The sequence below is a fragment of the Mycobacterium sp. E796 genome, from assembly GCF_001672815.1.
Lineage (GTDB): Bacteria > Actinomycetota > Actinomycetes > Mycobacteriales > Mycobacteriaceae > Mycobacterium.
Genome location: NZ_LZKK01000204.1, coordinates 1 through 22,116 on the forward strand (window position 1 = coordinate 1; position 22,116 = coordinate 22,116).

The following is a 22,116-nucleotide window of genomic DNA, read 5'->3' on the forward strand; positions in this document are numbered from 1 at the left end:
GGCTGGCCAGCGCACACGCCGCGACCCGCGAAAGCATCGGGCGACTCGACGCCATCGCCGAGGAGATCGACCGCGCCGCCAGCGGCCTCTCGTACCTTGCCGTCGATACCCCGATGGGGGCCCGCGAATTCCGTCGGTTTTTGGCCGACAAACAGCGCGAGATCGCGACGGTGGTCGCCGACGCGCGCGAACTCGGCCGCGCGAAAAGGGCTGTGCTGGACGGCTTGCGCGCTCAGTACGCCGTCCCCACCGGCTAGCCCAAGCGCGCTTCGATCCGGTCGTGCACAGGCGCGCCGGGGTGAATTGTCGACGGGAACATGCCTGGGTACTGTCGCCCGGCATGGAGGGGCCGCGACACCGATGTCGACGTATGACGAGCTGATCAACACGATCAAATCCGTCCGGGACCGCACCGGCGATCCGAACGCGTGGCAGGCTGGCTTGGCGCCGAATGAGGTGGCGGCGGTCATCACCCCCACCACCCGGCCCGACCAACTCGAGGCGATCGTGCGCAAGATCCGCCAGCAACATTCGGACATCTTCGGTGCCGGGGTGCCCGTATCCGACCGGGAACAGGGCGAGGCCGCCGAGGCCATGGCGGGCGCCGAAGCCGCTCTGGCACACCAGAATTCAGCGAGCTCCCAGCTCGATATGCAGGTGATCACGGCGATTTTGAACGCCCACCTGAAGTCTGTCGAGGGCAGGGAAGCCCTGTCGAAGCTGCAGCGCGAGACCGAAGCCGCCGTGCTGACCCGGTCGGATCTCGACACTCCGGCGGGAGCGCGGGATTTCCAGCGATTCCTCATCGGCAAGCTCAAGGACATCCGGGCGGTCGTCCTGAACGCGAGTCTCGACGACACTTCGAAATCGGCGCTGATGGCCGCGTGGACTTCGCTCTACGACGCCTCCAAGACCGGACCCGACGACCGGCCGCCCGCGGCCACCGTCCCCGTCGCCGCACCCGCCGACAGCACGACGCAAGGGCCGGTCGAGGACCTCGAGACCGGCTGGGACCCGCTACTGGATTCGATGCCGGCCGACGACTCCGGCCTGGCCGCAGCGGATTCCCCGGTGCCGGCCACCGGCGGGGGCAGCCCGGCTCCGGCGGCGCCGGCCGCGCCGCTGATGCCGGCCATCCCGAGCCTCGGCGCCGGATCGCTGCCGGGCCTGGGTGGGTTGGGCGGCCTGCCGTTGCCCGGGCTGGGGGACGTCGGTCGCACCGACCCGTTGCGGGGCGTGGGCGACGAACGGCTGGTCGGGTCGCGCGACCCGGATGCGGACGATCGCGAGGGCGAGCAAAACCGGGCCGACGCAGAAGACGCGGCGACGGACCAGCGCGATTCGTCGCCGGTGGGTCCTACTACGGTGACCCTGCCCGACGGCGATACGGTGACGGCCGCCAGCCCGCAGCTCGCCGCGGCGATCAAAGCCGCCGTCGGCGGGGCGCCTATCGCAGATGCCTTCCACCAGCAGGGAATTACCATCCCGCCGCCCGGGACCGCGGTCAGCGACCCCGTCGACCCGCTGCAAACGGTACCCGGCGACATCGGCATCCTCACCGATCGCCACGCGCTCGCACTCGGTCACGAGAAGGCCCTTCTCGACGGCCAGATTCAGCGCATCGCCTCCGTGAACGGGCCGAGCTTTCTAGGCTGGGAGCATCCACCGGCGGCGACCGCGCCCGATGCCTCGCCGGCTGAGCCGCACAAACCTACACCCACCGGGCCGGCGGCCACGTCCACCGCATGAGAATAGGGATCTCGCCGGGCTTCCCCGGCGCCGCAGGAAGAGGAGACAGCAGATGGCCGAGCCAATCCGGGTGGTGCCCGCGCACTTACGTCAAGCCGCTGCGCATCACCAGGAGACCTCCGACTACTTGCGCACCGTTCCGTCGTCGCACGCGGCCATCCAGGAAAGCTTGGACTCACTCGGGCCCATCTTCGGTGAACTGCGTGAGGCCGGGCGCGATCTGCTCGAACTCCGCCGCCAGTGCTACGAACAGCAAGCCGACGACCACGCCGACATGGCCGAGAAATTGGGCATTTCGGCGGCGGCGTGGGAGCAGCACGAGCAAGACGCGGCACGAGATTTCGGCGGCGTCATCGATGGCGGTCGATGACGGACGCGAATCCAGCCTTCGACACCGTCCACCCGAGCGGGCACATCCTGGTCCGCTCCTGCCGCGGCGGGTATATGCACAGCGTCGCGCTGAGCGAAGAGGCGATGGAAACCGACGCCGAGACGCTGGCACAGGGCATCCTGCTGACCGCCGATGTGTCCTGCCTCAAGGCGTTACTCGAAGTCCGCAACGAGATCCTCGCGGCAGGCCATACCCCGTCGATGGAAATCCCCACCCCGCACGATCTTGATGCGGCCATCGAAAAGCTGCTGGCGCACAAACTGCGCCGCCGCGACGGCGCGCGCTAGCCGCTCAAACGGCCTAAAGCAGCCACCTCTTCGCGCTGTCGGGATCGGGTGCGATGTCGGTGGGCGGCTCTATGGGATTGGGGCCGAACAACTCTCGGGCGCGGGCCAAGAGGGCACGCACCTCGTCGAGTTGCTGCTGCAGCGCAGAATCAGCCATGTCCCCACGCTACCCAGGCCATCGCAGCTGCACAATTCACCGACTGAATGGACGCCCCGATGGATGTCGGTAGGCTTAACCAGTGGCGATCTTCGGTCGGACGACGGCGCGCCAGCGCCTCCGGAGAGCGACCCGGGAGTCACTGACGATTCCAGCCTTCAGCTCTCCGCTGGATTGCACGCCCTGGGTGACGGGCGGGCTTTGGCCTGCCGAGCTTTCCACGACGAACGACGAAACCGCCACTCTCGCAGAGTATCTCAAGGACGACCTGCAGCGGATCACCCGAAGCGCCAATGACGAGCTGCGGGCCATCAAGCTGGCGGGAATGCCCGATCTCACCAGACGGACGGAAGAAGCCAGGGTCGTCGACGAGGCACGGGCCCGCGCCGCGCAACGAGTCGAGTCGACGGTTCGGCAATTGAACGCGATGCGCGCTGCGGTGCCCGTCGAACGCGACCGCTCGCGGGATGCCGACACCCTCAGCGGCGCCGATTTGGAGACGACGCAGGTTATCCCCGCCGTCACCGACCCCGAGTGCCCGGAAGGAAGTAACGGCGCCGATCTCGAGGAGACGCAGGCTATCCCCGTCGTCACCGACGTGGCCGCCCCGGAAGCCGCCGAGGCTCGGCACCGAGCCCCCGACGACGACGACGCCGCTGCGCCGGGACCGCGGCCGGAACCCACGGAGCCCCGGGAAGAACCGGTCGCCCCGGTGACCGCGGTCGCACGCGAATCCGAGGACGAGCGGTTGCGGCGGCTCCTCGCTTTCGTGATCCATCAAGAGCCGCGCCTCAATTGGGCGATCGGGGATCGTCCCGACGGCACCACCGTATTGGTCACCGACTTCGCCCACGGCTGGATACCACCGGATATCGCGGTCCCGGAGGGCGTGCGGTTGCTGGAACCGGAGCCGCGCGCCGGCAAGGTATCTGCCCTGCTGGGCGAAACCGAGCGTGCCGTCACGTACGCGCCCGGGGATGCCCTGGGCCGGCTGGACGACTTCGCCGAGACCAAGGCGTCGACGCGGGCCCGCGAGTTGCCCTCGGTCGACGATCTCGGCTGGGAGTTGAGCCAGGCCACGCATTGGCGCGACGGACTGCCGCGGATGGTGCACACCGTTGCCCGGGCCGCCGCCGCCGGAACTGGCGTGGTGGAGGAAGAAATCGACGTGCTGCGAGTGCATCTCGATACCGCGCGTTACCAGCTGCTGGTCCAGTACCCGGACCTCGATCCCGCGCTCTTGCTCAATTGCTTGTTACTAGCCGCCACCGAGGCCGCCGCGACCGGAGACTCGGTGGCGGCGAACTACCACCTGGCCTGGTTTCACAAACTCAGCGCGCCGTAACTGCTCTTCGCGCTTATGCGCTCATCGACCGGGGCTTGGTCAGATGGCCCCGGCTCTCTTCGCGCTTATGCGCTCATCGACTGGGGCTTGGTCAGATGGCCCCGGCTCTCTTCGCGCTTATGCGCTCATCGACCGGGGCTTGGTCAGATGGCCCCGGCTCTCTTCGCGGTTATGCGCTCATCGACCGGGGCCGGGAGGCCCGGCGAAAGCCTGCGCGATCTCCAGCCACCGCTGCGCGTCGGGACCGTGCGCCGTGATGTCGAGAGCCCTCAACGGGCGCCGCTGGGTCACCAGGAAGCAGAAGTCCTCGGCGGAGCCCGTGACCCGCTGGGCGGCGTCCGGCGGTCCCCAGGACCAGGTGTCGCCGCCGGGCCCGCGCAGCTCGACCAGGAACGGGTCCGCGGGTGGCGTCAGGTTGTTGATGGCGAATGCGTAATCGCGGGTGCGTACCCCGATGTGCGCGATCGACCGCAGGCGTTCGGTGGCGGGGCGCTTGACGCCGAGCGCGTCGGCCACGTCGAGCCCATGCGCCCACGTTTCCATCAACCGGGCTGTCGCCATCGAGGCCGCGCTCATCGGTGGCCCGAACCACGGCAGCTTGCGACCGTCGGGCACCGTCAGCAGGGTGTCGTGCAGCCTTGCCCGGGTTGTCCGCCAGTCGGCGAGCAGCTCGGCCGGCGCGATGGCGGCAAGTTCCTCGGCACCCGCGTCGACGAACCCGGTGGGGTCGGCCGAAGCGGCCTCGAGCACGGCGGCGAAGCCCGCCTCGTCGGTGGCCGCGGTCAGCGCGACCCGGTCCGTCCACAACAGGTGCCCGATCTGGTGGGCGATGGTCCAGCCGGGCGCGGGCGTCGCATCCGCCCAACGGTCCGGCGCAAGCGGCGCCACCAACGTGTCGAGGTCGTCGCTTTCGGCCCGCAGGTCGGCCACCATCGGCGCGGCACCGGTCATGTATGCACCTTAACCAGTGCCCGCCGGCTGGCCGCGACGGCCGATGAAGGCGTGCATGGCCAGGCCGATCAAGTACAGGCCCGAGCCGAACAGCACGAACCCCGGCGCTCGTCCGTCGTCGGGAATCAGCGTGGCGGACAACGTGATCGAGACGATGAACGCCACCCAGAACAGCGCGTCCTGCACCGCGAACACGTGTCCGCGTAGCGCGTCGTCGACGTCCATCTGCATCGCGGAGTCGGCGCAGAGTTTTACCACTTGACCGGCCAGGCCGAGGAAAAATCCACACACCACCATCACCGCGAGCCGTAGGCTGGCGCCCGGGATCTGGATCACCGCGGCCGCCACCAGCGCGCCATTGGCCGTGGCGTAGCGCCCCCAGCGGCGCACCACCGCCGGCGTGAACAAGTTGGCCAGGAATGCGCCCAGGCCCGCCGCGGCGAAGAACAGCAACGCGATGCCCAGGCCGCCGGTCGCCGGACGCGGACCGGGCAAATGGTGCACCAGCACCAGCATCACCAGCGAATTGATGCCCACCACCATGCGATGCGCGGCCAGGCCGGACAGGGTGGCCGCGACCGTCGGGCGCTGCACGACCGTGCGGGCGCCGTGCAGCCAGCCGGTGATCACCGCGTAGACGGCCGATCCGTGGATCGCGCGCTTGGTGTCGTCCGGGCCCAGCACCCGGGCCCCGAACCGCAACGACAGGAACAACGCGATCGACACCGGTATCGCGGCGATGAAGATGATCACCGAGGCGCCCTCGTCGCCGGCGCCGACGAAAAACCGGGGCACCAACATGAAGTTGGCGCCTAGGAAGGCCGCGAAGGCACCGGATGCGGTCGCCACCGAGTTCATGGTGACCACCTGCTCCCGCGGCACCACATGCGGCAGGGAGGCCGACAGGCCGGATGCGACGAACCGGGCCAGGCCGTTGGCGAGCAGCGCGCCGATCAGCAGCGGTATGTCGCCTGCCCGCAACGCCAGGATGGTGCCGATGCAGGCGATGAGGATCAGACGGCCCACGGTGGCGCCGACCAGCACCAGCCGCCGGTCCCAGCGGTCCATCAGCGCGCCGGCGAACGGCCCGAGCAGGGAGTAGGGCAAGAACAGCACCGCGAACGCTCGGGCGATGGCCATCGGGTCGGCGGCGCGGTCGGGGTTGAACAGCAGCGCCCCGGCCAGGGCGGCCTGGAAGAGACCGTCGCCGAACTGGCTCGCCATGCGCACCTGGAGCAGCCGCCAGAAGTCCGGCAAACTGCGCACCGACCGCCACAGGTCGACGGGTGCGCGTGACTGCATCCGGGATTGAATCACAGAACCGACTTCCACCGTTGGGGTTGGGCGCCATCGCCAACAGTACAAATATGTATCGGCCATGCCCGATTGCACCGGCCGACGTTACGAAGGTGCGATGATGGTTTGATGCCGCCCGAAGATCCGGAGGACTATGTAGCACCCGCAGCGCAGCGGGTGCGTGCTGGCACTTTGCTGCTCGCCAACACCGACCTTCTCGAGCCGACTTTTCGTCGCAGCGTGATCTACATCGTCGAGCACAACGACGGCGGCACACTGGGTGTCGTGCTCAACCGGGCCAGCGAGACCGCGGTGTACAACGTGTTGCCGCAGTGGGCCAAGCTGTCCGCCAAACCCAAGACGATGTTCATCGGGGGGCCGGTCAAGCGCGACGCGGCACTTTGCCTGGCGGCGCTGCGGATCGGCGCCGACCCGGACGGCGTGCCGGGCCTGCGGCATGTGGACGGCCGGATCGTCATGGTGGATCTGGACGCCGACCCGGACCTGATCGCCCCGCTGCTTGAAGGGGTGCGCATCTTCGCCGGCTACTCCGGCTGGACAATCGGTCAGCTCGAGGGTGAGATCGAACGCGACGACTGGATTGTCTTGTCCGCCTTGCCATCTGACGTGCTGGCCGGGCCGAGGGCCGATCTGTGGGGGCAGGTGCTGCGCCGGCAGCCGCTACCGTTGTCGCTACTTGCCACCCACCCGATCGACGTCAGCAGAAACTAGGCCTCCTCCCCCGTCGGCGTCCCGCGCCAGCCTGCTGGCAATCACCGCGCAGACCACCAGCTGGATCTGGTGAAAGATCATCAACGGCAACATGGTCAAACCGACTGTGGCCGCCGGGAAAAGCACCAGCGCCATCGGAAGCCCGGACGCCAGGCTCTTTTTCGAGCCGCAGAACAGCAGGACGATCGCGTCGCCACGGTCGAGCCTGGCCAGTCGGCCGACGGCCGTGGTCACGCCCAGCACCACTGCCAGGAGCACGGCGGCGACGACGGTCACCGAGATCAGGCGCCACACATTGACACTGACCCAGATCCCCTTGACGACGCCCATCGAGAAGGCGGTGTAGACCACCAGCAGGATGGATCCGCGATCCACCACCTTCAGCAGCGCTGCGTACCGGGTGATGAGCCCGCCGAGCAATGGGCGCGCCAGCTGACCCGCCGCGAACGGCAGCAACAGCTGCACCATGATGTCGCGAATCGCGGTGCCGTCCACCCGCGGGGCGCCGGTGGTCGTCATCAAGAGGACCACCAGCAGCGGGGTCAGAACCACGCCGAGGATGTTGGACAACGACGCGCTGACGATGGCGGCCGAGACGTGCCCCCGCGCGATCGAGGTAAACGCGATGGACGACTGCACGGTCGACGGGACAAGGCACAGAAACAGCAGTCCGTTGTAGAGGTCGGTGGTCAGCACCGACGGGACCAACGCTCGGGCGGCCAACCCCAGCATCGGGAAGAGGACGAACGTCGTTGCCAGCACCAGCAGGTGCAGCCGCCACTGTCGGACACCGTGCCAGGCCTGCTGGGGTGACAGCCGGGCGCCGTAGAGGAAGAACAGCAACGCGATCGCCGCTTTCGCCGCGACCGACACGGCGTCGGCCGCGCCGCCGCGTGCCGGTACGAGGGCGGCCAACGCAACCGTGGCCCCCAGCGCCAGCAGGAAAGTATCGATCGGCAACGCCGACAGCCGTTTCAGCATGACGGCTCGAGCGGTAAGGGTGTCAGTGGCAAGACTGCGTGCAGGCGGCGCAGCTGCCGGCGCAGTCAGGCACGGCGGCTTCACTGCGCAGTACGAAGCGCGCGCTCTGCCACGACCCGGTGGCCAGCGTCCCCAGGGCGCCGGCGACGCAGATGATCAACACGACCAAAGCGGTGTCGGGGGAGGCGGCCAGGGCCACCACACCGCCGGCGGCAAACATTACGGCGGCCGCCAACTGGGGCGGGGCCATGGCGCGCAACGCCATCTGAGTGCCGCCGACGCCCTCGGTGGTCTGGTTGTGGGAGAGCGACCAGGTCCCGAACCCGGCGGAGGCCAACGCCGCACACATGCACACCACGCCCGCGATCAACATGGCCTCACAATACGAGTCCGAAGGCGCGTCCGCGCGCCGGGCTCGACCGCCCTTCGTTTCGCGGCTGATTAACGCCCTTGCAGGAACGTGAAGTTCGGCAGCGGCGGCAAACCCGGCACCATCGTCAACAGGTTGGGTGTCGGCCGGGGTGCGGCCACCTGGTTGGGTGCTACCGGCTGCGAGGGAAGCCCGACCGGCGCCGCTCCGACGGGCGCTGCTCCGACCGGCTGGGGGGGAAGCGCGACCGGCGCCGCTCCGACCGGCGCCGCTCCGACCGGCTGGGGGGGAAGCCCGACCGGGGCCGCGCCGGCTGCTTGAGAGGGTGCTTGAGAGGGAACGCCGACCGGAGCCGCAGCGGCGCCCGGTCCGGGTACGGGTGCGGCGGTTCCGGGCACGGTCACCCGGAAGCCGTTGACGATCGCGTCGGTCGCCGGCGCGTCCGCGACGGCCACCGCACGGTCGGTGGTCACCGACATCGACACCAGGTACTTGTCATGTCCGGACGTCGCGATCACGTGCCGGCGCGACGTGTTGAGCAGCATGTCGCCGTCGCGGTAGGTGCCCTCGATGATCGACGACGGGAAGCCCCCGAAGTCGGCCATCGAGGCGTTCGTGGTTTGCCACAGTGGAAGTTGCTGGCTGTCGACGAAGCCGTGGGTGATGGCCTCTTTCGGATCGAAGTTACCGACCAGCTTGTATACCACTACCTGGGCGTTCGAGGTGTAGATGCTGGTCCCGTGCCGGTCGGCGATCACCGCGAACGCGTCGGGCACATTGGGGTCGGGCACCTGTGTCCAGCGGGTCGGCAGCGGAAGCGTGATGTCCAGTGCCGTGAAGCCCTGGGGTTTTTGCGCCTCGAGCTTGACGCCCTTCGACTGCAGGTAGTCACGCAGCGTGCCCGAGACGCCAGGTGTCTGCGCCGGCGCGACGGCCGCGGGTGGCGCCGGCGCGACGGCCGGGGTTGGCGCCACCGGGTTTGCCGCCGGGGGAGCGGCGAGCAATCTGTTCCCGGGGACCTGTGCGGGGGCGGCCGCCACGTTCTGCGGCGCCGGCGCCGCGACGGCGGGGACGGGCGGCGGCGCGGGCAGCGCGGGCAGTACGGGATCGGCCGAAGCGGTGGCGCCCGCGAACGCGGTGACGCCGATCGCACCGGCGGCCAAACCTCCGGCTAATACCCGCACGGTACGGGCGATGTGAATCATCTGCGTCGATCCTTCCCATGGCCCCGGGTCTTCACACCCGTCGTAGAGGCTGACTGTAACCACAGGTCAAACGCGCTGGATACCGTCGAAATCGACCTGGGATGAAGCTCTGATCGGTGCGCAACGCAACCGAGACCAACCTGTGGCCGGCAAGCCGGTCCGGTCGGCCCTTATACCCTGTTCAGGTGACCGAATCCCCGACCACGGCGCCTGGGGGCAGCCATACCGCCGCCGCGCCGGACTCCGATGCGCCGCCATTTCGCTACACCGCGGCGCTGGCGGGCCGCGTCGAGAGCACCTGGCAGGAGAACTGGGCGAAGCTCGGCACGTTCAACGTAGCCAACCCCGTCGGTGATCTGGCTCCGACGGACGGGCGCCCCCTGCCCGAGGACAAGTTGTTCGTGCAGGACATGTTCCCGTATCCATCGGGTGACGGACTGCACGTCGGGCACCCGCTCGGTTACATCGCCACCGACGTCTATGCCCGGTACTTCCGGATGACCGGCCGTAACGTGCTGCACGCGTTGGGCTTTGACGCGTTCGGGCTGCCCGCCGAGCAATACGCGGTGCAAACCGGCACACACCCGCGCACCAGGACCGACGCCAACATCGTCAACTTCCGGCGCCAGCTGGGCCGGCTGGGCCTGGGCCATGACAGCCGGCGCAGCTTCTCGACCACCGACACCGAGTTCTACAAGTGGACCCAGTGGATCTTCCTGCAGATCTACAACGCGTGGTTCGATCCCGCCGCCAACAAGGCGCGGCCGATCGCCGAACTGATTGCCGAGTTCGATTCCGGCGCAAGGCGTCTCGACGACGGACGCGACTGGGCAACGCTGACCGCGGGGGAGCGGGCCGACGTGATCGACGGCCACCGACTGGTCTATCGAGCCGACTCGATGGTGAACTGGTGCCCGGGGTTGGGCACGGTGCTGGCCAACGAGGAGGTCACCGCGGACGGGCGTAGCGACCGCGGCAATTTCCCGGTGTTTCGCAAACGGCTGCGGCAGTGGATGATGCGCATCACCGCGTATGCCGACCGGCTGCTCGACGATCTCGAGCTGCTCGATTGGCCGGATCAAGTAAAAACGATGCAGCGCAACTGGATTGGGCGCTCGACCGGAGCCCAGGCGCTGTTCTCGGCGCTCACCGGCGATGGTTCGGCTGTCGACATCGAAGTGTTCACCACTCGGCCCGACACGCTGTTCGGCGCGACGTACCTGGTGCTGGCGCCCGAGCATGACCTGGTTGACGAACTCGTCGCCGCCGCCTGGCCCGACGGCACCGACGCCCGGTGGACTTACGGCGCCGCCACACCGGTCGACGCCGTCGCCGCCTACCGCCGCGCGATCGGCGCGAAGTCGGACCTCGAACGCCAGGAGAGCAGGGAGAAGACGGGCGTCTTCCTGGGCAGCTACGCGACCAACCCGGTCAACGGGAAACCCGTTCCAATCTTCATCGCCGACTATGTGCTGGCCGGCTATGGCACCGGGGCCATCATGGCGGTGCCCGGCCACGACCAGCGCGACTGGGACTTCGCCCACGAGATGGGCCTGCCGGTCGTGGAAGTCATTGCCGGCGGCGATATCTCGCAGGCGGCGCATGCGGGCGACGGTGTGCTGGTCAACTCCGGCTACCTGGACGGCATGGATGTGGCGACGGCCAAGGAGGCGATCACCACTCGCCTGGAGGCCGATGGCCGCGGGCGGGCGCGCATCGAATTCAAGCTGCGCGACTGGCTTTTCGCCCGGCAGCGTTACTGGGGTGAGCCGTTCCCCATCGTCTTCGACAGCGACGGTCGGCCGCACGCGCTCGACGAGGCCGCGCTTCCGGTCGAGCTGCCCGACGTGTCGGACTACTCGCCGGTGTCGTTCGACCCCGACGACGCCGACAGCGAGCCGTCGCCGCCCTTGGGCAAGGCGACCGACTGGGTCCACGTGGAGCTCGACCTGGGCGATGGCCTGAAGCCCTACACCCGGGACACCAACGTGATGCCGCAGTGGGCCGGCAGCTCCTGGTACGAGCTGCGCTACACCGATCCGCACAACTCAGAACGGTTCTGCGCCAGGGAAAACGAGGCGTATTGGATGGGCCCGCGACCCGCCCAGCATGGCCCGCAGGATCCCGGCGGGGTCGACCTGTACGTCGGGGGCGCCGAACACGCGGTGTTGCACCTGCTGTACTGCAGGTTCTGGCACAAGGTGCTATACGACTTGGGCCACGTGACCTCGCGCGAGCCCTATCGCCGGCTGGTCAACCAGGGCTATATCCAGGCCTTCGCCTACACCGATTCCCGCGGGTCGTATGTACCGGCGGAGGAAGTGATCGAACGCGGCGGCCGCTTCTTCTATCCGGGGCCCGACGGCGAGATCGAGGTCACCCAGGAATTCGGGAAAATCGGTAAGAGCCTGAAGAATTCGATCTCTCCGGACGAGATCTGCGACGCATTCGGCGCGGACACGCTGCGGGTCTACGAGATGTCGATGGGCCCCTTGGAGGCGTCCCGCCCGTGGGCCACCAAGGACGTGGTCGGCGCGCACCGCTTCCTGCAGCGAGTGTGGCGCTTGGTGATCGACGAGCAGACCGGCGAGACCCGGGTGGCCGACGACACCGGCCCACTGGACACCGGCACCCTGCGATCGCTGCACCGCACGATCGCCGGAGTCTCCGAAGACTATGCGGCGCTGCGCAATAACACCGCTGCGGCCAAGCTGATCGAGTACACCAACCACCTCACCAAGGAGCACCGCGACTCGGTGCCGCGTGCGGCGGTCGAGCCGCTGGTGCTGATGCTGGCGCCGCTGGCCCCGCACATGGCCGAGGAGCTCTGGTCGCGGCTGGGCCACGGCGCCTCGTTGGCGCACGGGCCCTTCCCGCAGGCCGACCCGGCCTACCTCGTCGAAGACACCGTGGAATATCCGGTGCAGGTGAACGGCAAGGTGCGCGGGCGCGTGGTGGTGGCCGCCGACGCCGACGACGACACGCTGAAGGCCGCGGCCATGGGCGACGAGAAGGTGCAGGCGTTCTTGGCCGGCGCCGCCCCGCGGAAGGTGATCGTGGTCCCCGGCCGGCTGGTCAACCTGGTCGTCTAGCAGGCGCCGGTCAGTGCTTGCGCGGCCGCAGCACGACTTCGTGGACGTGACCGTCGGGTGGCGTGGCCACCGCGTTGGCGACCGCCGCCGCGACCGTTTCGGGCCGCAGGAAGTTCGCCGGGTCATATTGGTCGCCTTCGAACGCGACGAGTTCGCGTTGCATGGCGCTGTCGGTGCGGCCGGGATAGATAGTGGTCACGCGCAGCTCCGGCTCGTCGGCGCGCAGCGAATCGGCGAAGGCCCGCAACGCGAACTTGCTGGCCGAATACGAGGCCATACCGGGTGAAACATTTTGCCCCGCACCGGAGTTGATGAACACCACCTGACCGCTGGCCCGGCGCAGCGCTGGCAATAGTGCCAGCGTCAGTTCCACGACCCCGAAGACATTCACGGCGAACGTGGCGCGCCAGTCGTCGACGTTGGACTCGGCGACACGGCCCGGGATGGACACCCCCGCGTTATGCACCAACACGTCGAGTTCGTCGACGATTTCGCAGCCGGCCTCGATCTCGTCGGGATCGGTGAGGTCGAGCGGAAAGGTGGTGGCGCCGAGCCGCTCCGCGACGGCGTCGAGCCGATTGGAGGACCTGCCCGCCAGCAGCAGAGTGTGGGTGGTGGACAGCGCCGCGGCGATCGCGGAACCGATGCCGCCGCTCGCGCCGGTGATGAGTGCGATAGGCATGAACTCAGTCTACGGAAGCGATCAATTCCGTTGGAGGTCAGCCACTTTCAGGCCTGCTTGCGCGCCGGCGGCTCGCCGGCGGGCGGCGATTCACCGCAGCCCAGGCGTTCCAGTGGCGCCAGCGCACGTGCCAGGGTGTTCAGGTCGGACTCGGGCAGCTGGCTGAGCATCGCGGCCAGGGCGGCGTGCCGGTTGGCCAGCGATTCGCCGTGCACGGCCCGTCCACGCGGCGTGATGTCGACGAGCACCGCTCGCAGGTCAGAGGGGTCGCGCGAGCGTTTCACCAGCCCGATCTTCTCGAGCCGGCGGATCGCGACCGTCGTGGTCGGGGTGCGCACCCGTTCGTGCGCGGCCAGGTCGGTCATCCGGATGGGGCCCTGGTCGAGCAGCGTAATCAGGATGGACAGCTGCGCCAGGGTCAGGTCACCGGCCACCACCCCGCTGGGATCGCCGCGGCGCAGAATCGAAAACAATTTGGACAACGCGCGGTGCAAACCTTCCGCAAGCTCCGTCACCTCGGGTGCGGTGGATTCGCTGTCCGCCATAAGTCGGCAGTCTAACCCGATATGCGTGGCGTACAAGGGAGCTATTTCGGACCAGTTATCGACGTTTCAAAGGACTTGGGACAAGAACCGCTGCAGGCGCTCCGTCTTGGCGGCTTCGAATATCTGCTCCGGGGGCCCCGATTCCAGGACCTTGCCGTGGTCCATAAAAACGACGGTGTCGGATGCCGACCGGGCAAAGCCCATTTCGTGGGTGACGACGATCATCGTCATGCCGCCGGCGCCGAGGTCGGCGATGAGTTGCAGAATGCCCTTGACCATTTCGGGATCGAGCGCCGAGGTCGCCTCGTCGAAGAACATCACCTGCGGCGCCATGGCCAGCGCGCGGGCGATCGCGACCCGTTGTTGTTGGCCACCGGACAACATGGCGGGGCGGGCATCTGCCTTGTGTTTCAGGCCAACTCGGTCGAGCTGAGCGAGCGCAAGGTCGCGGGCCGCGTCCGCGGAGAGCCGCCGCAGCTTGCGCGGTGCCAGCGCCACGTTTTTCAGCACGGACAGATGCGGGAACAGATTGAAATGCTGGAACACCATGCCGATGCGCTGGCGCAGCTCGTTGGGATCGTCGCGCAACACCGACCGGCCGTCGAGCAGGATGTCGCCGCTGTCGGGCTCGTGCAGTCGGTTCAGGGTGCGCAACAGCGTCGACTTGCCGCTACCGGACGGTCCGATGACGGCCACCGTGGTGCCCGCGGGGGCCTCGAAATCGACGCCGCGCAGCACCAAGTTTCCACCAAGAGTTTGGTGAACGTCCTTGGCCGCCAGCGATACTGGCGCACGGTGGGCGACCGTCGACGTCACGTCATCTCCTGGCTTAACGGCGTCGCGAGCACGTGGTCGTGGTCTTCCGGCTTGGCGGGGGAGCGGCCGCGGCGAAGCCGGCCGTCGATGTAGTTCACGAAATGCGTTAACGGAATGGTCAATATCAGGTAGAAGAGACCCGCGGCCACCAAAGGAGACAGGCTACCGGTCTGCGCGTTGAGGTCACGGCCGACCTGAAAGAGCTCTCGCTGTTTGGCGACCAGGCCGAGGAAGTACACCAGTGCGGAGGCCTTCAACAGCCCGATGGCCTGATTGACGAGGGCCGGCAGCACCCGCCGTATTCCCTGCGGCACCACCACCAAACGCATCGCGGTCGCATAGCTGAAGCCGAGTGCGCGGGAGGCCTCGAGCTGACCGGGGTCGACGCTTTGAATCCCCGCGCGCAGAATCTCGCCGATGTAGGCGGCGGCCATCAATCCCAAGGCCGCGATCCCTAACGGGTAGGGGTTCTTGTGCGTCAGCCCGCCAACCAACGGCCCGACGCCCATCCCGATGATCAGGATGATCACCACTTCGGGCAGACCGCGGAAAATGTCGGTGTAGATCCGTGCCGGCCAGCGCAGCCAGCGTGAATGCGAGATTCCGGCCATTGCCAGCAGCATCCCCAGCGCCAGGCCGATAACCAGCGCGCTGTTGGTCAGGATCATCGTGTTGGGCAGGCCGACGGTGAGAAGAATCGGGATGGCCTGTCGATACAGATCCCAGTCGAAGAACGACTCACGCAACTGGTCCAGCGTCGACATCGGCGCGGCCGGGCCCACCGGCTCACGATGGTGGCTTGCGGCGATCGCGGCGAAGTCCGGCAGGCGTGGGTTGGGAGCCGCTTTGGATCCGGGTTTCCAGCCGGGCGGCATTGTCCGCGGTACCCATTGGCAATACAGGTTGGCCCAGGTGCCGTCGGCGATGACGGCGTCCAGCCCGGAATTCAGCGCGTCGATCAACGGCTGGTTGTCCTTGGCGACCGCGTAGGCCACGAAGCTGCCTCGGCTGAAGGTGTTCGCCACCACCACCGCCGGGTCGCCCGGTCGAATGATGGTCGAGGCGAGGGTTCCGGGCGCCACCCACGCATCGAGCTGGCGGGTCTTGAGATTCGCGTACAGGGTGGCGAAGCCGGGAAACTTCACCGGCTGCAGGTGCAGGTGGTCGACGACATACGACTCCTCGACGGTGCCCTGGACCACGCCGATGCGCTGGCCCGCCGCGAGATCGCTGAATTTGTGGATCGCCGAACCGGGCGGGACCACGAGCGAATAGAAGCCGAAGTCGTAGCCGTTCGTGAACGAAACCGTGCGACGGCGCGCATCGGTGGCTTTCACCGACGCCGAGCCGACGTCGAAACGCCGCGATGCCACTTGGGCGAGCAGCGCGGAGAAGTCTGTGCTGACAAAGCGGACTTGCAGGCCGAGCTTGGCGGCGATGGCCCGCAACAGCTGGTTGTCGAAGCCGCTGAATTCGCCGGTGGGATTGATGCAGATGTTGGGCGGGGCGTCCGACAACGTGCCGACCGTCAGGACGCCCGGGCTGCCCAGCCCCAACGCTCCGGCGTCCACCGAGCCGAGCGGCTCGACGGTGGCCGTGGTGTTGCGGTCGTCGTCGTCCGTAGATGGATGCTCGGTCAGGTCCTTCGGCAGGACGCGGGCGCTGTCCAAGCCGCCCGGCGCGCACTGATTCCAGTCGGCGGCGGCGGGTGCCATTGTCAGGCCACAGACAATCAGCATTGTCGTGGCCAGTGCGAAGAGCTTTCGGCACATGGGACGCCGGTCCAGGCGCGAACTCATCACCGCTACCGTATCGGCACACCGGCAACCTGGCGCGCCGAAACAGATTTACAGCGCGATCGACGGTTCGTCCTCGGCGACCTCCGCGCCGGCCAGTACCCGAAGCGGGCCCGCAACGACTTGGCCGATGTCATCCGGCGCGGAGAACACCCTGCGTCGAAACAGCTCGGTCAGCATGGTCTGGGCCATCAGGTTGGACCGGCCGACGCACGCCGCCCGCGCGGCCTCCGGGTCCCGCCGGTGGATTGCGGAGGTCTCGTCTTCGTAGAACGGCAACATGTCGTCGCGACTGCACTGGTAGGTCATCCAGAACACGCGGGGGATGAGGTTTTGCGAAGCGCGGATGGTGGCGTGCAGCCGCGGCCCCGCGTATTCCTCATTGATCGTGCGCCGGTATTCCCCGGCGATTTCCGAAAAGGCGCGGGATTCTTTGGCGGAGCGCAGCGATCGCATCAGCGCATCGAGTTGTCCCAGGATCCGGGGCGTGGGGTTGGTGGCCGCGCGCGCCGAGGCAATGCCGTTGAGCAGGCCGTCGAGTTCGTGATGTTCGAGGACGGTCGCTTCGTCGAAGCGCTCGACGAATGCACCCCGGTGATACCGGGTTGACACGATGCCGTCGTGTTCCAGCTGCACCAGCGCCTCTTGGATCGGCACTCTGCTGACCCCTAGACCGACCGCGATCTCGTTGCGATCGACGCGGTCGCCGCTGCGAAGTTTCCCCGTCAGAACCAGGTTGAGAATATGCGAAACCACCTGGTCTTTTTCTTTGACCCCGTATTTTTTTGGCATCCGTTTCTTGAGTGCCTTTCCAACCGGTTCGGTCCACCTAGCGCAGAGAGTTTCTCATGTCTTGGCGCAGTGTTCAGCTCTTTGGTGGATGAATCGAACGCAAAACGGACAGCGAATTCGAGCAGCGGCCCTCAGCGTCCGTCGCGCCACTTGCACAGCGCCTCGGCGGCGCCGAGATCGTAATCCGGACCGTCGCAGCCGACGGTCAGCATCGTGACGCCGAGGTTCACCAGCGCTTCGGCATTGGCAATCAGCTGGCCGCCGTTATTGACCGCGGCCGAGCGTTCGATCGTGGCCGGGTCGCGGCCGACGTCCGCGCAGTGCCGCTCCAATACGGCGGACTTGGCCGGGAGCTCTTCGGCGGAACTGAAGCTGTGCCAGACGTCGGCGTACTCGGCCACCAGCCGCAGGGTCTTGCGTTCACCACCGCCGCCGATCAGCACCGGGATGTCTCGGGTTGGCGGCGGGTTCAGCTTGGCCAGCCGCTCCTTGATCCGCGGCAGGGCGCCCGCCAGGTCGTCGAGGCGGCTGCCGGCGGTGCCGAATTCGTAGCCGTACTCGTCGTAATCCTTTTGCTTCCAGCCCGAACCGATCCCCAGGACGAGTCGGCCCGCGGATATGTGGTCGACAGTGCGGGCCATGTCGGCGAGCAATTCGGGATTGCGATAGGAGTTGCAGGTCACCAGCGCACCGATTTGGATGCGCGACGTCTGTTCGGCCCAGGCGCCGAGCATCGTCCAGCATTCGAAATGCGGTCCGTCGGGATCGCCGTAGAGCGGGAAGAAGTGGTCCCAGTTGAATGCGATGTCGACGCCGATGTCTTCACAGCGGCGAACCGCGTCGCGGAGCTGGCCGTAATGCGGGGCGTGCTGCGGCTGCAATTGCACGCCGATACGAACGGGACGGTCGGGAGTCATAACACCCACCGTAGGCTCAGCCCGCGTCGAGCACGCCGCGCAGGATCTCGATGAGCGCGCGGGGCTGGTCGCTCTGCACGGAATGGCCGGAATTGTCGACCACGTGCGCCGCGCGGAAATTGCTTGCGCGCCTGGCTAATTCGGCGGCGTCGTCGTCAGTGACGAAGCCCGACGAGCCGCCGCGGATGAGGGTGACGGGTGCCGACAGCCCGTCGACGTCGTCCCAGAGGCCGTCGAAGTCGGGGAACTTGCGGATGGCGTCGTAGCGCCAGGACCAGTTGCCGTTGTCGAGGCGGCGGGAATTGTGAAAGACGCCGCGGCGCAACGCCTTGACCTCGCGGTGCGGTGCCGCCGCGACGGTCAGGTCGAGCATGGCCTGGAAGCTGGGGAACTCGCGCTCACCGTGCATGAGCGCAACCGTGCCCTGCTGCTCTTTCGTCAGCTCGGAGTGGCGTTTTAACGCCGACGGGGTGACGTCGATCAGGACGAGTTCGTTCACGAGTTCGGGCGCCACCGCGGCCAGCCGGATCGCGGTCAGCCCACCGAGTGACATGCCGACGACGAGGTCGGCGTTCGGCGCGTGCTCGCGCACCGCCGGCAACAGGGCGTCGGCGTTCAGCTGCGGCGAGTAGTCGCCATCCTCGCGCCATGCCGAATGCCCGTGCCCGGGCAGATCCAGGGCCAGCGCCGGCTCACCGAGACCGACGATCACGGTGTCCCAGGTGTGCGCGTTTTGCCCGCCGCCGTGCAGGAAGACAATCCGCGGGGCACGGTCCAACGAGGGGGCGCCCCAGCGTAGCGCGCTGATCCTGCGCTCCGAGGCGCCGGACTCGACCCGCTCCACGTCGGGCAGGGGACCCGGAACGCCGGCCTGCTCGGCGTTTTCGGTAAGGAGCGAGAACTCCGACAATTCGGCCAGCCGGTCCTCAGATATCTCGGTCACGGTCTAAAGACACTACTTTGGACGGCGGGATGTGCGTCCAGGGTTCTGCGCGTGCAGTCAGGGCGCCCTGAGCTCCCACCGAAAGCCGTCACTGCACAAACGCCCGCAAAAACAAGCGTGCGGTGAGGCCGCTCGACGCGACCCCACCGCACACCGGTACGGAGAGTTACCCCTCGATGATGAACTCTTCGAGTTGGGCCCGCGCGATGTCGTCGGGCAGTTGCTGCGGCGGACTCTTCATCAGATAGGCCGACGCCGGCACCACCGGGCCGCCGATGCCGCGGTCCTTGGCGATCTTGGCGGCGCGCACCGCGTCGATGATCACCCCGGCCGAGTTCGGCGAGTCCCATACCTCGAGCTTGTACTCGAGGTTCAGCGGCACGTCACCGAACGCGCGGCCCTCCAGCCGCACGTAGGCCCACTTGCGGTCGTCGAGCCAGCCGACGTGATCGGACGGCCCGATGTGCACGTCCTTGGTCTTGAACTCGCGCTGCAGGTTTGAGGTGACCGCCTGCGTCTTGGAGATCTTCTTGGACTCCAGTCGCTCCCGCTCCAGCATGTTGAGGAAGTCCATGTTGCCGCCGACGTTGAGCTGCATGGTGCGGTCCAGCTGCACGCCGCGGTCCTCGAACAGCTTGGCCATGACGCGGTGGGTGATGGTGGCGCCGACCTGACTCTTGATGTCGTCGCCGATGATCGGGACGCCGGCGTCGGCAAACTTCTTGGCCCATACCGGGTCGGAGGCGATGAACACCGGCAGCGCGTTGACGAACGCCACGCCCGCGTCGATCGCGCACTGCGCGTAGAACTTGTCGGCCTCCTCGGAGCCCACGGGCAGGTAGGACACCAGCACGTCGACGTTGTTCTCCTTGAGGACCTTGACCACGTCGACGGGCTCGGCGTCGGACAGCTCGATGGTGTCGGCGTAGTACTTACCGATGCCGTCGAGGGTCGGACCGCGTTGCACCGTCACGTTGGTGGGCGGCACGTCGGCGATCTTGATGGTGTTGTTCTCCGACGCGAAGATCGCCTCCGACAGGTCGAACCCGACCTTCTTGGCGTCGACGTCGAACGCGGCCACGAACTTCACGTCGCGGACGTGGTACTGGCCGAACTTCACGTGCATCAGGCCGGGTACCGTGCTGTTCTCGTCGGCGTCGAGGTAGTACTGCACGCCCTGAACCAGCGACGAGGCACAGTTTCCGACGCCGACGATGGCGACTCGTACCTCTGTCGACGCCTCGGGCGCCCCGAACGGCTTGTGGTCACTCATAGGGCGTTCTCCTAACTTCTGTTACTTCTGTCTCGGGTGTTCTGGTTGCGGGTTCGTGCAGGGGTTTCACGTCTGTTCGGAAAGGCCTGGCATCGCCCGCTCCGCCGCGATCAGCTCGTTGAGCCACTTGACCTCGCGCTCGCTGGACTCGAGCCCGAGCTGGTGCAGCTGGCGGGTGTAGCGGTCGAACGAGCTGCTCGCCCGCGCCACCGCTTCGCGGAGCCCTTCACGGCGCTCCTCGACCTGACGGCGACGGCCCTCCAGGATGCGCATCCGCGCCTCTGCCGGCGTGCGGTTGAAAAAGGCCAGGTGCACGCCGAAGCCGTCGTCGGTGTAGTTGTGCGGACCGGTGTCGGCCACCAGCTCGCCGAAGCGTTGCCGGCCCGCGTCGGTCAGTTGGTAGACCCGACGAGCCCGCCGGACCGGGGTGCCGGCAGGCGCGGCGTCCTCGGCGATCAGCCCTTCGGCCTGCATGCGCCGCAGGGCTGGGTACAGCGATCCGTACGAGAAGGCCCGGAATGCGCCTAGCAGGCCCGTCAACCGTTTACGTAGTTCATACCCATGCATGGGCGATTCGATCAGGAGTCCCAGGATGGCGAGCTCAAGCATCGATATACACCCCCTTGGAATGGCTAGAACGACATAAGTACGGCTACGTGTGGCTTCGTTTGGCTGATGGCCTTGACCGACTTAACGGTCCGACGCCTCGCGTCATCGTATCGTTTCGATATATTCGCCACAACACTACCTGTCGTTGGGGCGCTATTCGTCACACCGCCGCGGGGACCGCTAGGACGGCAGGTTGATGCGTTTGACGGTGCCGTCACCTGCGAAAACGATGTATCCGCCGCCGTAGTCGCCCGACACGTACACCGACAGCGAAAGCGCGCCCGGAGTGGTGGGGTCGCTCGAGGGATCGATCACCAGATAGGTGGTCTTGACGTCGGACTTCTTCATCCGGAGGCTCTCCGGGGCGCCGCGCACCAGGCCCACTGCGGTGGCGATGTCGAATTTGGAGAGGTCGACCGGGACGGGACCGTCGGTCCCGCTCTTGGCCGAGCTCGTCGGGTCTCCCCATCCGCCGCGGTAGTCGTAGGCCAGAATGCGCCGGTCATCGGAGGGGTCTGGGCGGTCGAGCACCGCGTAGGTCGGGTAGATCACCAGCCGGAACCCCATGGTGTCGCCGAACCGTTTGCGCGTTTGCTCCATCAGGCCCGTGAGGCCGCCGACCGACAGCAGCTGCGTGGGCGGCGTCAGCACCACCGGGGCGACGCCATCGGGCTTGGCTCCGGGGTCCGTCGTGAAATCCAGCGGCGAGCGGGTGTTGCCGTAGACGGCCCAACCGATGCCGACGCCCAGCAGGACCGACACGAGCAACGCGGCGGCCAGGCCGCGCCATCCGCCGAACTTCGGCAGCATCGACGAAGCTGACCCCCACGGGTGGGGCCTCGACGGCAGCCCGGCGGTGTCGCCCTGCAGGTCGTCCACCAAGGCCCGCAGTTCGCCCAGCGTGACTGCGTTGGTCGCCGCGCTGACGCGTTCGCGGTGCTCGTGATCGGATATCTCGCCGTCGTTCAGGGCAGTGTCGAGGATCTGGCAGGCGTCCTGCCGGTCGCTGTCCTTGGCCCGGGTCGTCGACGTCGCGCCGGCAAACCCGCCGCCGCGCGCCGTCGTCCCGAGCAATTTCGCCACGCCGACGATCGTAGAAGTCCCGTCCGGATCCGGCACAGGACGCCGACGGTCGATCGTCGCGGCGCGGTCCGGCGACGGCGTCGGTTGCGTATCGGCGGTGCGGG

23 protein-coding genes are annotated in these 22,116 nt (G+C 67.6%); 7 read left to right on the plus strand and 16 right to left on the minus strand.

The window, feature by feature from the left end:
- The 4 genes from A5706_RS15135 to A5706_RS15150 all read left to right on the plus strand — a co-directional run.
- A partial coding sequence (locus A5706_RS15135; protein ID WP_068132003.1) for a DUF4226 domain-containing protein occupies positions 1-257 on the plus strand: 257 nt, incomplete at its 5' end.
- Positions 258-360: 103 nt separating this feature from the next.
- On the plus strand, positions 361-1,749 hold the full coding sequence (locus A5706_RS15140; RefSeq protein WP_068132005.1) for a DUF4226 domain-containing protein: 1,389 nt from the start codon (positions 361-363) through the stop codon (positions 1,747-1,749).
- Positions 1,750-1,801: 52 nt separating this feature from the next.
- A complete protein-coding gene (locus A5706_RS15145; protein WP_068132006.1) occupies positions 1,802-2,119 on the plus strand; it encodes an ESX-1 secretion-associated protein in 318 nt (105 codons plus the stop codon).
- Positions 2,116-2,427: a DUF2694 family protein gene (locus A5706_RS15150; RefSeq protein ID WP_068132008.1), complete on the plus strand. Its 312-nt coding sequence runs from the start codon at positions 2,116-2,118 to the stop codon at positions 2,425-2,427. The genes A5706_RS15145 and A5706_RS15150 overlap by 4 nt, the downstream gene beginning before the upstream one ends.
- A 13-nt stretch (positions 2,428-2,440) precedes the next feature.
- On the opposite strand, the gene A5706_RS33650 is transcribed toward A5706_RS15150, so the two are convergent.
- Positions 2,441-2,584: a hypothetical protein gene (locus A5706_RS33650; protein WP_169924623.1), complete on the minus strand. Its 144-nt coding sequence runs from the start codon at positions 2,582-2,584 to the stop codon at positions 2,441-2,443.
- 82 nt (positions 2,585-2,666) lie between these two features.
- On the opposite strand from A5706_RS33650, the gene A5706_RS15155 reads away from it, so the two are divergent.
- Entirely contained in the window at positions 2,667-3,929 is a 1,263-nt protein-coding gene (locus tag A5706_RS15155) for a DUF5631 domain-containing protein (RefSeq protein ID WP_068132009.1), read from the plus strand.
- 177 nt (positions 3,930-4,106) lie between these two features.
- Here the strand turns inward: A5706_RS15155 and A5706_RS15160 are convergent, their stop codons facing one another.
- Together A5706_RS15160 and A5706_RS15165 are read right to left on the minus strand one after the other, a co-directional pair.
- Complete coding sequence (locus A5706_RS15160; RefSeq protein WP_068132012.1) at positions 4,107-4,880, minus strand: TIGR03084 family metal-binding protein; 774 nt, start codon at positions 4,878-4,880, stop codon at positions 4,107-4,109.
- Between the two features lie 9 nt (positions 4,881-4,889).
- On the minus strand, positions 4,890-6,182 hold the full coding sequence (locus tag A5706_RS15165; protein WP_068132013.1) for an MFS transporter: 1,293 nt from the start codon (positions 6,180-6,182) through the stop codon (positions 4,890-4,892).
- A gap of 123 nt (positions 6,183-6,305) precedes the next feature.
- On the opposite strand from A5706_RS15165, the gene A5706_RS15170 reads away from it, so the two are divergent.
- Positions 6,306-6,908, plus strand: a complete 603-nt coding sequence (locus A5706_RS15170) for a YqgE/AlgH family protein (protein WP_156767138.1) — start codon at positions 6,306-6,308, stop codon at positions 6,906-6,908.
- On the opposite strand, the gene A5706_RS15175 is transcribed toward A5706_RS15170, so the two are convergent.
- From A5706_RS15175 to A5706_RS15185, 3 genes are all read right to left on the minus strand, one after another.
- Positions 6,870-7,886: a bile acid:sodium symporter family protein gene (locus A5706_RS15175; protein WP_068132034.1), complete on the minus strand. Its 1,017-nt coding sequence runs from the start codon at positions 7,884-7,886 to the stop codon at positions 6,870-6,872. The two genes, A5706_RS15170 and A5706_RS15175, sit on opposite strands and share 39 nt — an antisense overlap.
- 25 nt (positions 7,887-7,911) lie before the next feature.
- Complete coding sequence (locus A5706_RS15180; protein ID WP_068132019.1) at positions 7,912-8,262, minus strand: hypothetical protein; 351 nt, start codon at positions 8,260-8,262, stop codon at positions 7,912-7,914.
- Positions 8,263-8,330: 68 nt separating this feature from the next.
- A complete protein-coding gene (locus A5706_RS15185; protein WP_068132020.1) occupies positions 8,331-9,464 on the minus strand; it encodes an LpqN/LpqT family lipoprotein in 1,134 nt (377 codons plus the stop codon).
- A 185-nt stretch (positions 9,465-9,649) separates the two neighbouring features.
- On the opposite strand from A5706_RS15185, the gene leuS reads away from it, so the two are divergent.
- On the plus strand, positions 9,650-12,556 hold the full coding sequence (leuS, locus tag A5706_RS15190; RefSeq protein ID WP_068132036.1) for a leucine--tRNA ligase: 2,907 nt from the start codon (positions 9,650-9,652) through the stop codon (positions 12,554-12,556).
- A gap of 10 nt (positions 12,557-12,566) precedes the next feature.
- Here the strand turns inward: leuS and A5706_RS15195 are convergent, their stop codons facing one another.
- The 10 genes from A5706_RS15195 to A5706_RS15240 form a co-directional block, all read right to left on the minus strand.
- A complete protein-coding gene (locus tag A5706_RS15195) occupies positions 12,567-13,238 on the minus strand; it encodes an SDR family oxidoreductase (protein ID WP_068132023.1) in 672 nt (223 codons plus the stop codon).
- A 47-nt stretch (positions 13,239-13,285) separates the two neighbouring features.
- Entirely contained in the window at positions 13,286-13,783 is a 498-nt protein-coding gene (locus tag A5706_RS15200) for a MarR family winged helix-turn-helix transcriptional regulator (protein WP_068111922.1), read from the minus strand.
- Positions 13,784-13,849: 66 nt separating this feature from the next.
- Positions 13,850-14,599: an amino acid ABC transporter ATP-binding protein gene (locus A5706_RS15205; protein WP_068132025.1), complete on the minus strand. Its 750-nt coding sequence runs from the start codon at positions 14,597-14,599 to the stop codon at positions 13,850-13,852.
- Positions 14,596-16,398, minus strand: a complete 1,803-nt coding sequence (locus A5706_RS15210) for an ABC transporter substrate-binding protein/permease (protein ID WP_068132038.1) — start codon at positions 16,396-16,398, stop codon at positions 14,596-14,598. Before A5706_RS15210 ends, A5706_RS15205 begins: the two co-directional genes overlap by 4 nt.
- 48 nt (positions 16,399-16,446) lie before the next feature.
- Positions 16,447-17,187 carry a GntR family transcriptional regulator gene (locus A5706_RS15215; protein WP_068132027.1) on the minus strand — a complete coding sequence of 247 codons (741 nt, stop codon included), beginning with the start codon at positions 17,185-17,187 and terminating at the stop codon, positions 16,447-16,449.
- A 131-nt stretch (positions 17,188-17,318) separates the two neighbouring features.
- Positions 17,319-18,104, minus strand: coding sequence for an LLM class F420-dependent oxidoreductase (locus tag A5706_RS15220; protein ID WP_068132029.1), 786 nt, complete (start codon positions 18,102-18,104; stop codon positions 17,319-17,321).
- A gap of 16 nt (positions 18,105-18,120) precedes the next feature.
- Positions 18,121-19,047, minus strand: coding sequence for an alpha/beta fold hydrolase (locus tag A5706_RS15225; protein ID WP_068132031.1), 927 nt, complete (start codon positions 19,045-19,047; stop codon positions 18,121-18,123).
- Positions 19,048-19,213: 166 nt separating this feature from the next.
- Positions 19,214-20,320 (minus strand): inositol-3-phosphate synthase, encoded by a 1,107-nt coding sequence (locus tag A5706_RS15230; protein WP_068132032.1) that lies wholly within the window; start codon positions 20,318-20,320, stop codon positions 19,214-19,216.
- A 66-nt stretch (positions 20,321-20,386) separates the two neighbouring features.
- On the minus strand, positions 20,387-20,929 hold the full coding sequence (locus A5706_RS15235) for a PadR family transcriptional regulator (protein ID WP_068111901.1): 543 nt from the start codon (positions 20,927-20,929) through the stop codon (positions 20,387-20,389).
- Between the two features lie 180 nt (positions 20,930-21,109).
- Entirely contained in the window at positions 21,110-22,012 is a 903-nt protein-coding gene (locus tag A5706_RS15240) for a DUF1707 domain-containing protein (RefSeq protein ID WP_068132040.1), read from the minus strand.
- Between the last annotated feature and the right edge of the window lie 104 nt (positions 22,013-22,116).

What these genes read in the sequence shown, in the direction of transcription:
- A5706_RS15140 (WP_068132005.1), top strand. Translation starts at nt 361, where the DNA reads ATGTCGACGTATGACGAGCTGATCAACACGATCAAATCCGTCCGGGAC.
- A5706_RS15145 (WP_068132006.1), top strand. Translation starts at nt 1,802, where the DNA reads ATGGCCGAGCCAATCCGGGTGGTGCCCGCGCACTTACGTCAAGCCGCT.
- A5706_RS15150 (WP_068132008.1), top strand. Translation starts at nt 2,116, where the DNA reads ATGACGGACGCGAATCCAGCCTTCGACACCGTCCACCCGAGCGGGCAC.
- A5706_RS33650 (WP_169924623.1), bottom strand. Translation starts at nt 2,584, where the DNA reads ATGGCTGATTCTGCGCTGCAGCAGCAACTCGACGAGGTGCGTGCCCTC.
- A5706_RS15160 (WP_068132012.1), bottom strand. Translation starts at nt 4,880, where the DNA reads ATGACCGGTGCCGCGCCGATGGTGGCCGACCTGCGGGCCGAAAGCGAC.
- A5706_RS15165 (WP_068132013.1), bottom strand. Translation starts at nt 6,182, where the DNA reads ATGCAGTCACGCGCACCCGTCGACCTGTGGCGGTCGGTGCGCAGTTTG.
- A5706_RS15170 (WP_156767138.1), top strand. Translation starts at nt 6,306, where the DNA reads ATGCCGCCCGAAGATCCGGAGGACTATGTAGCACCCGCAGCGCAGCGG.
- A5706_RS15180 (WP_068132019.1), bottom strand. Translation starts at nt 8,262, where the DNA reads ATGTTGATCGCGGGCGTGGTGTGCATGTGTGCGGCGTTGGCCTCCGCC.
- A5706_RS15185 (WP_068132020.1), bottom strand. Translation starts at nt 9,464, where the DNA reads ATGATTCACATCGCCCGTACCGTGCGGGTATTAGCCGGAGGTTTGGCC.
- A5706_RS15195 (WP_068132023.1), bottom strand. Translation starts at nt 13,238, where the DNA reads ATGCCTATCGCACTCATCACCGGCGCGAGCGGCGGCATCGGTTCCGCG.
- A5706_RS15200 (WP_068111922.1), bottom strand. Translation starts at nt 13,783, where the DNA reads ATGGCGGACAGCGAATCCACCGCACCCGAGGTGACGGAGCTTGCGGAA.
- A5706_RS15210 (WP_068132038.1), bottom strand. Translation starts at nt 16,398, where the DNA reads ATGAGTTCGCGCCTGGACCGGCGTCCCATGTGCCGAAAGCTCTTCGCA.
- A5706_RS15215 (WP_068132027.1), bottom strand. Translation starts at nt 17,187, where the DNA reads ATGCCAAAAAAATACGGGGTCAAAGAAAAAGACCAGGTGGTTTCGCAT.
- A5706_RS15220 (WP_068132029.1), bottom strand. Translation starts at nt 18,104, where the DNA reads ATGACTCCCGACCGTCCCGTTCGTATCGGCGTGCAATTGCAGCCGCAG.
- A5706_RS15230 (WP_068132032.1), bottom strand. Translation starts at nt 20,320, where the DNA reads ATGAGTGACCACAAGCCGTTCGGGGCGCCCGAGGCGTCGACAGAGGTA.
- A5706_RS15235 (WP_068111901.1), bottom strand. Translation starts at nt 20,929, where the DNA reads ATGCTTGAGCTCGCCATCCTGGGACTCCTGATCGAATCGCCCATGCAT.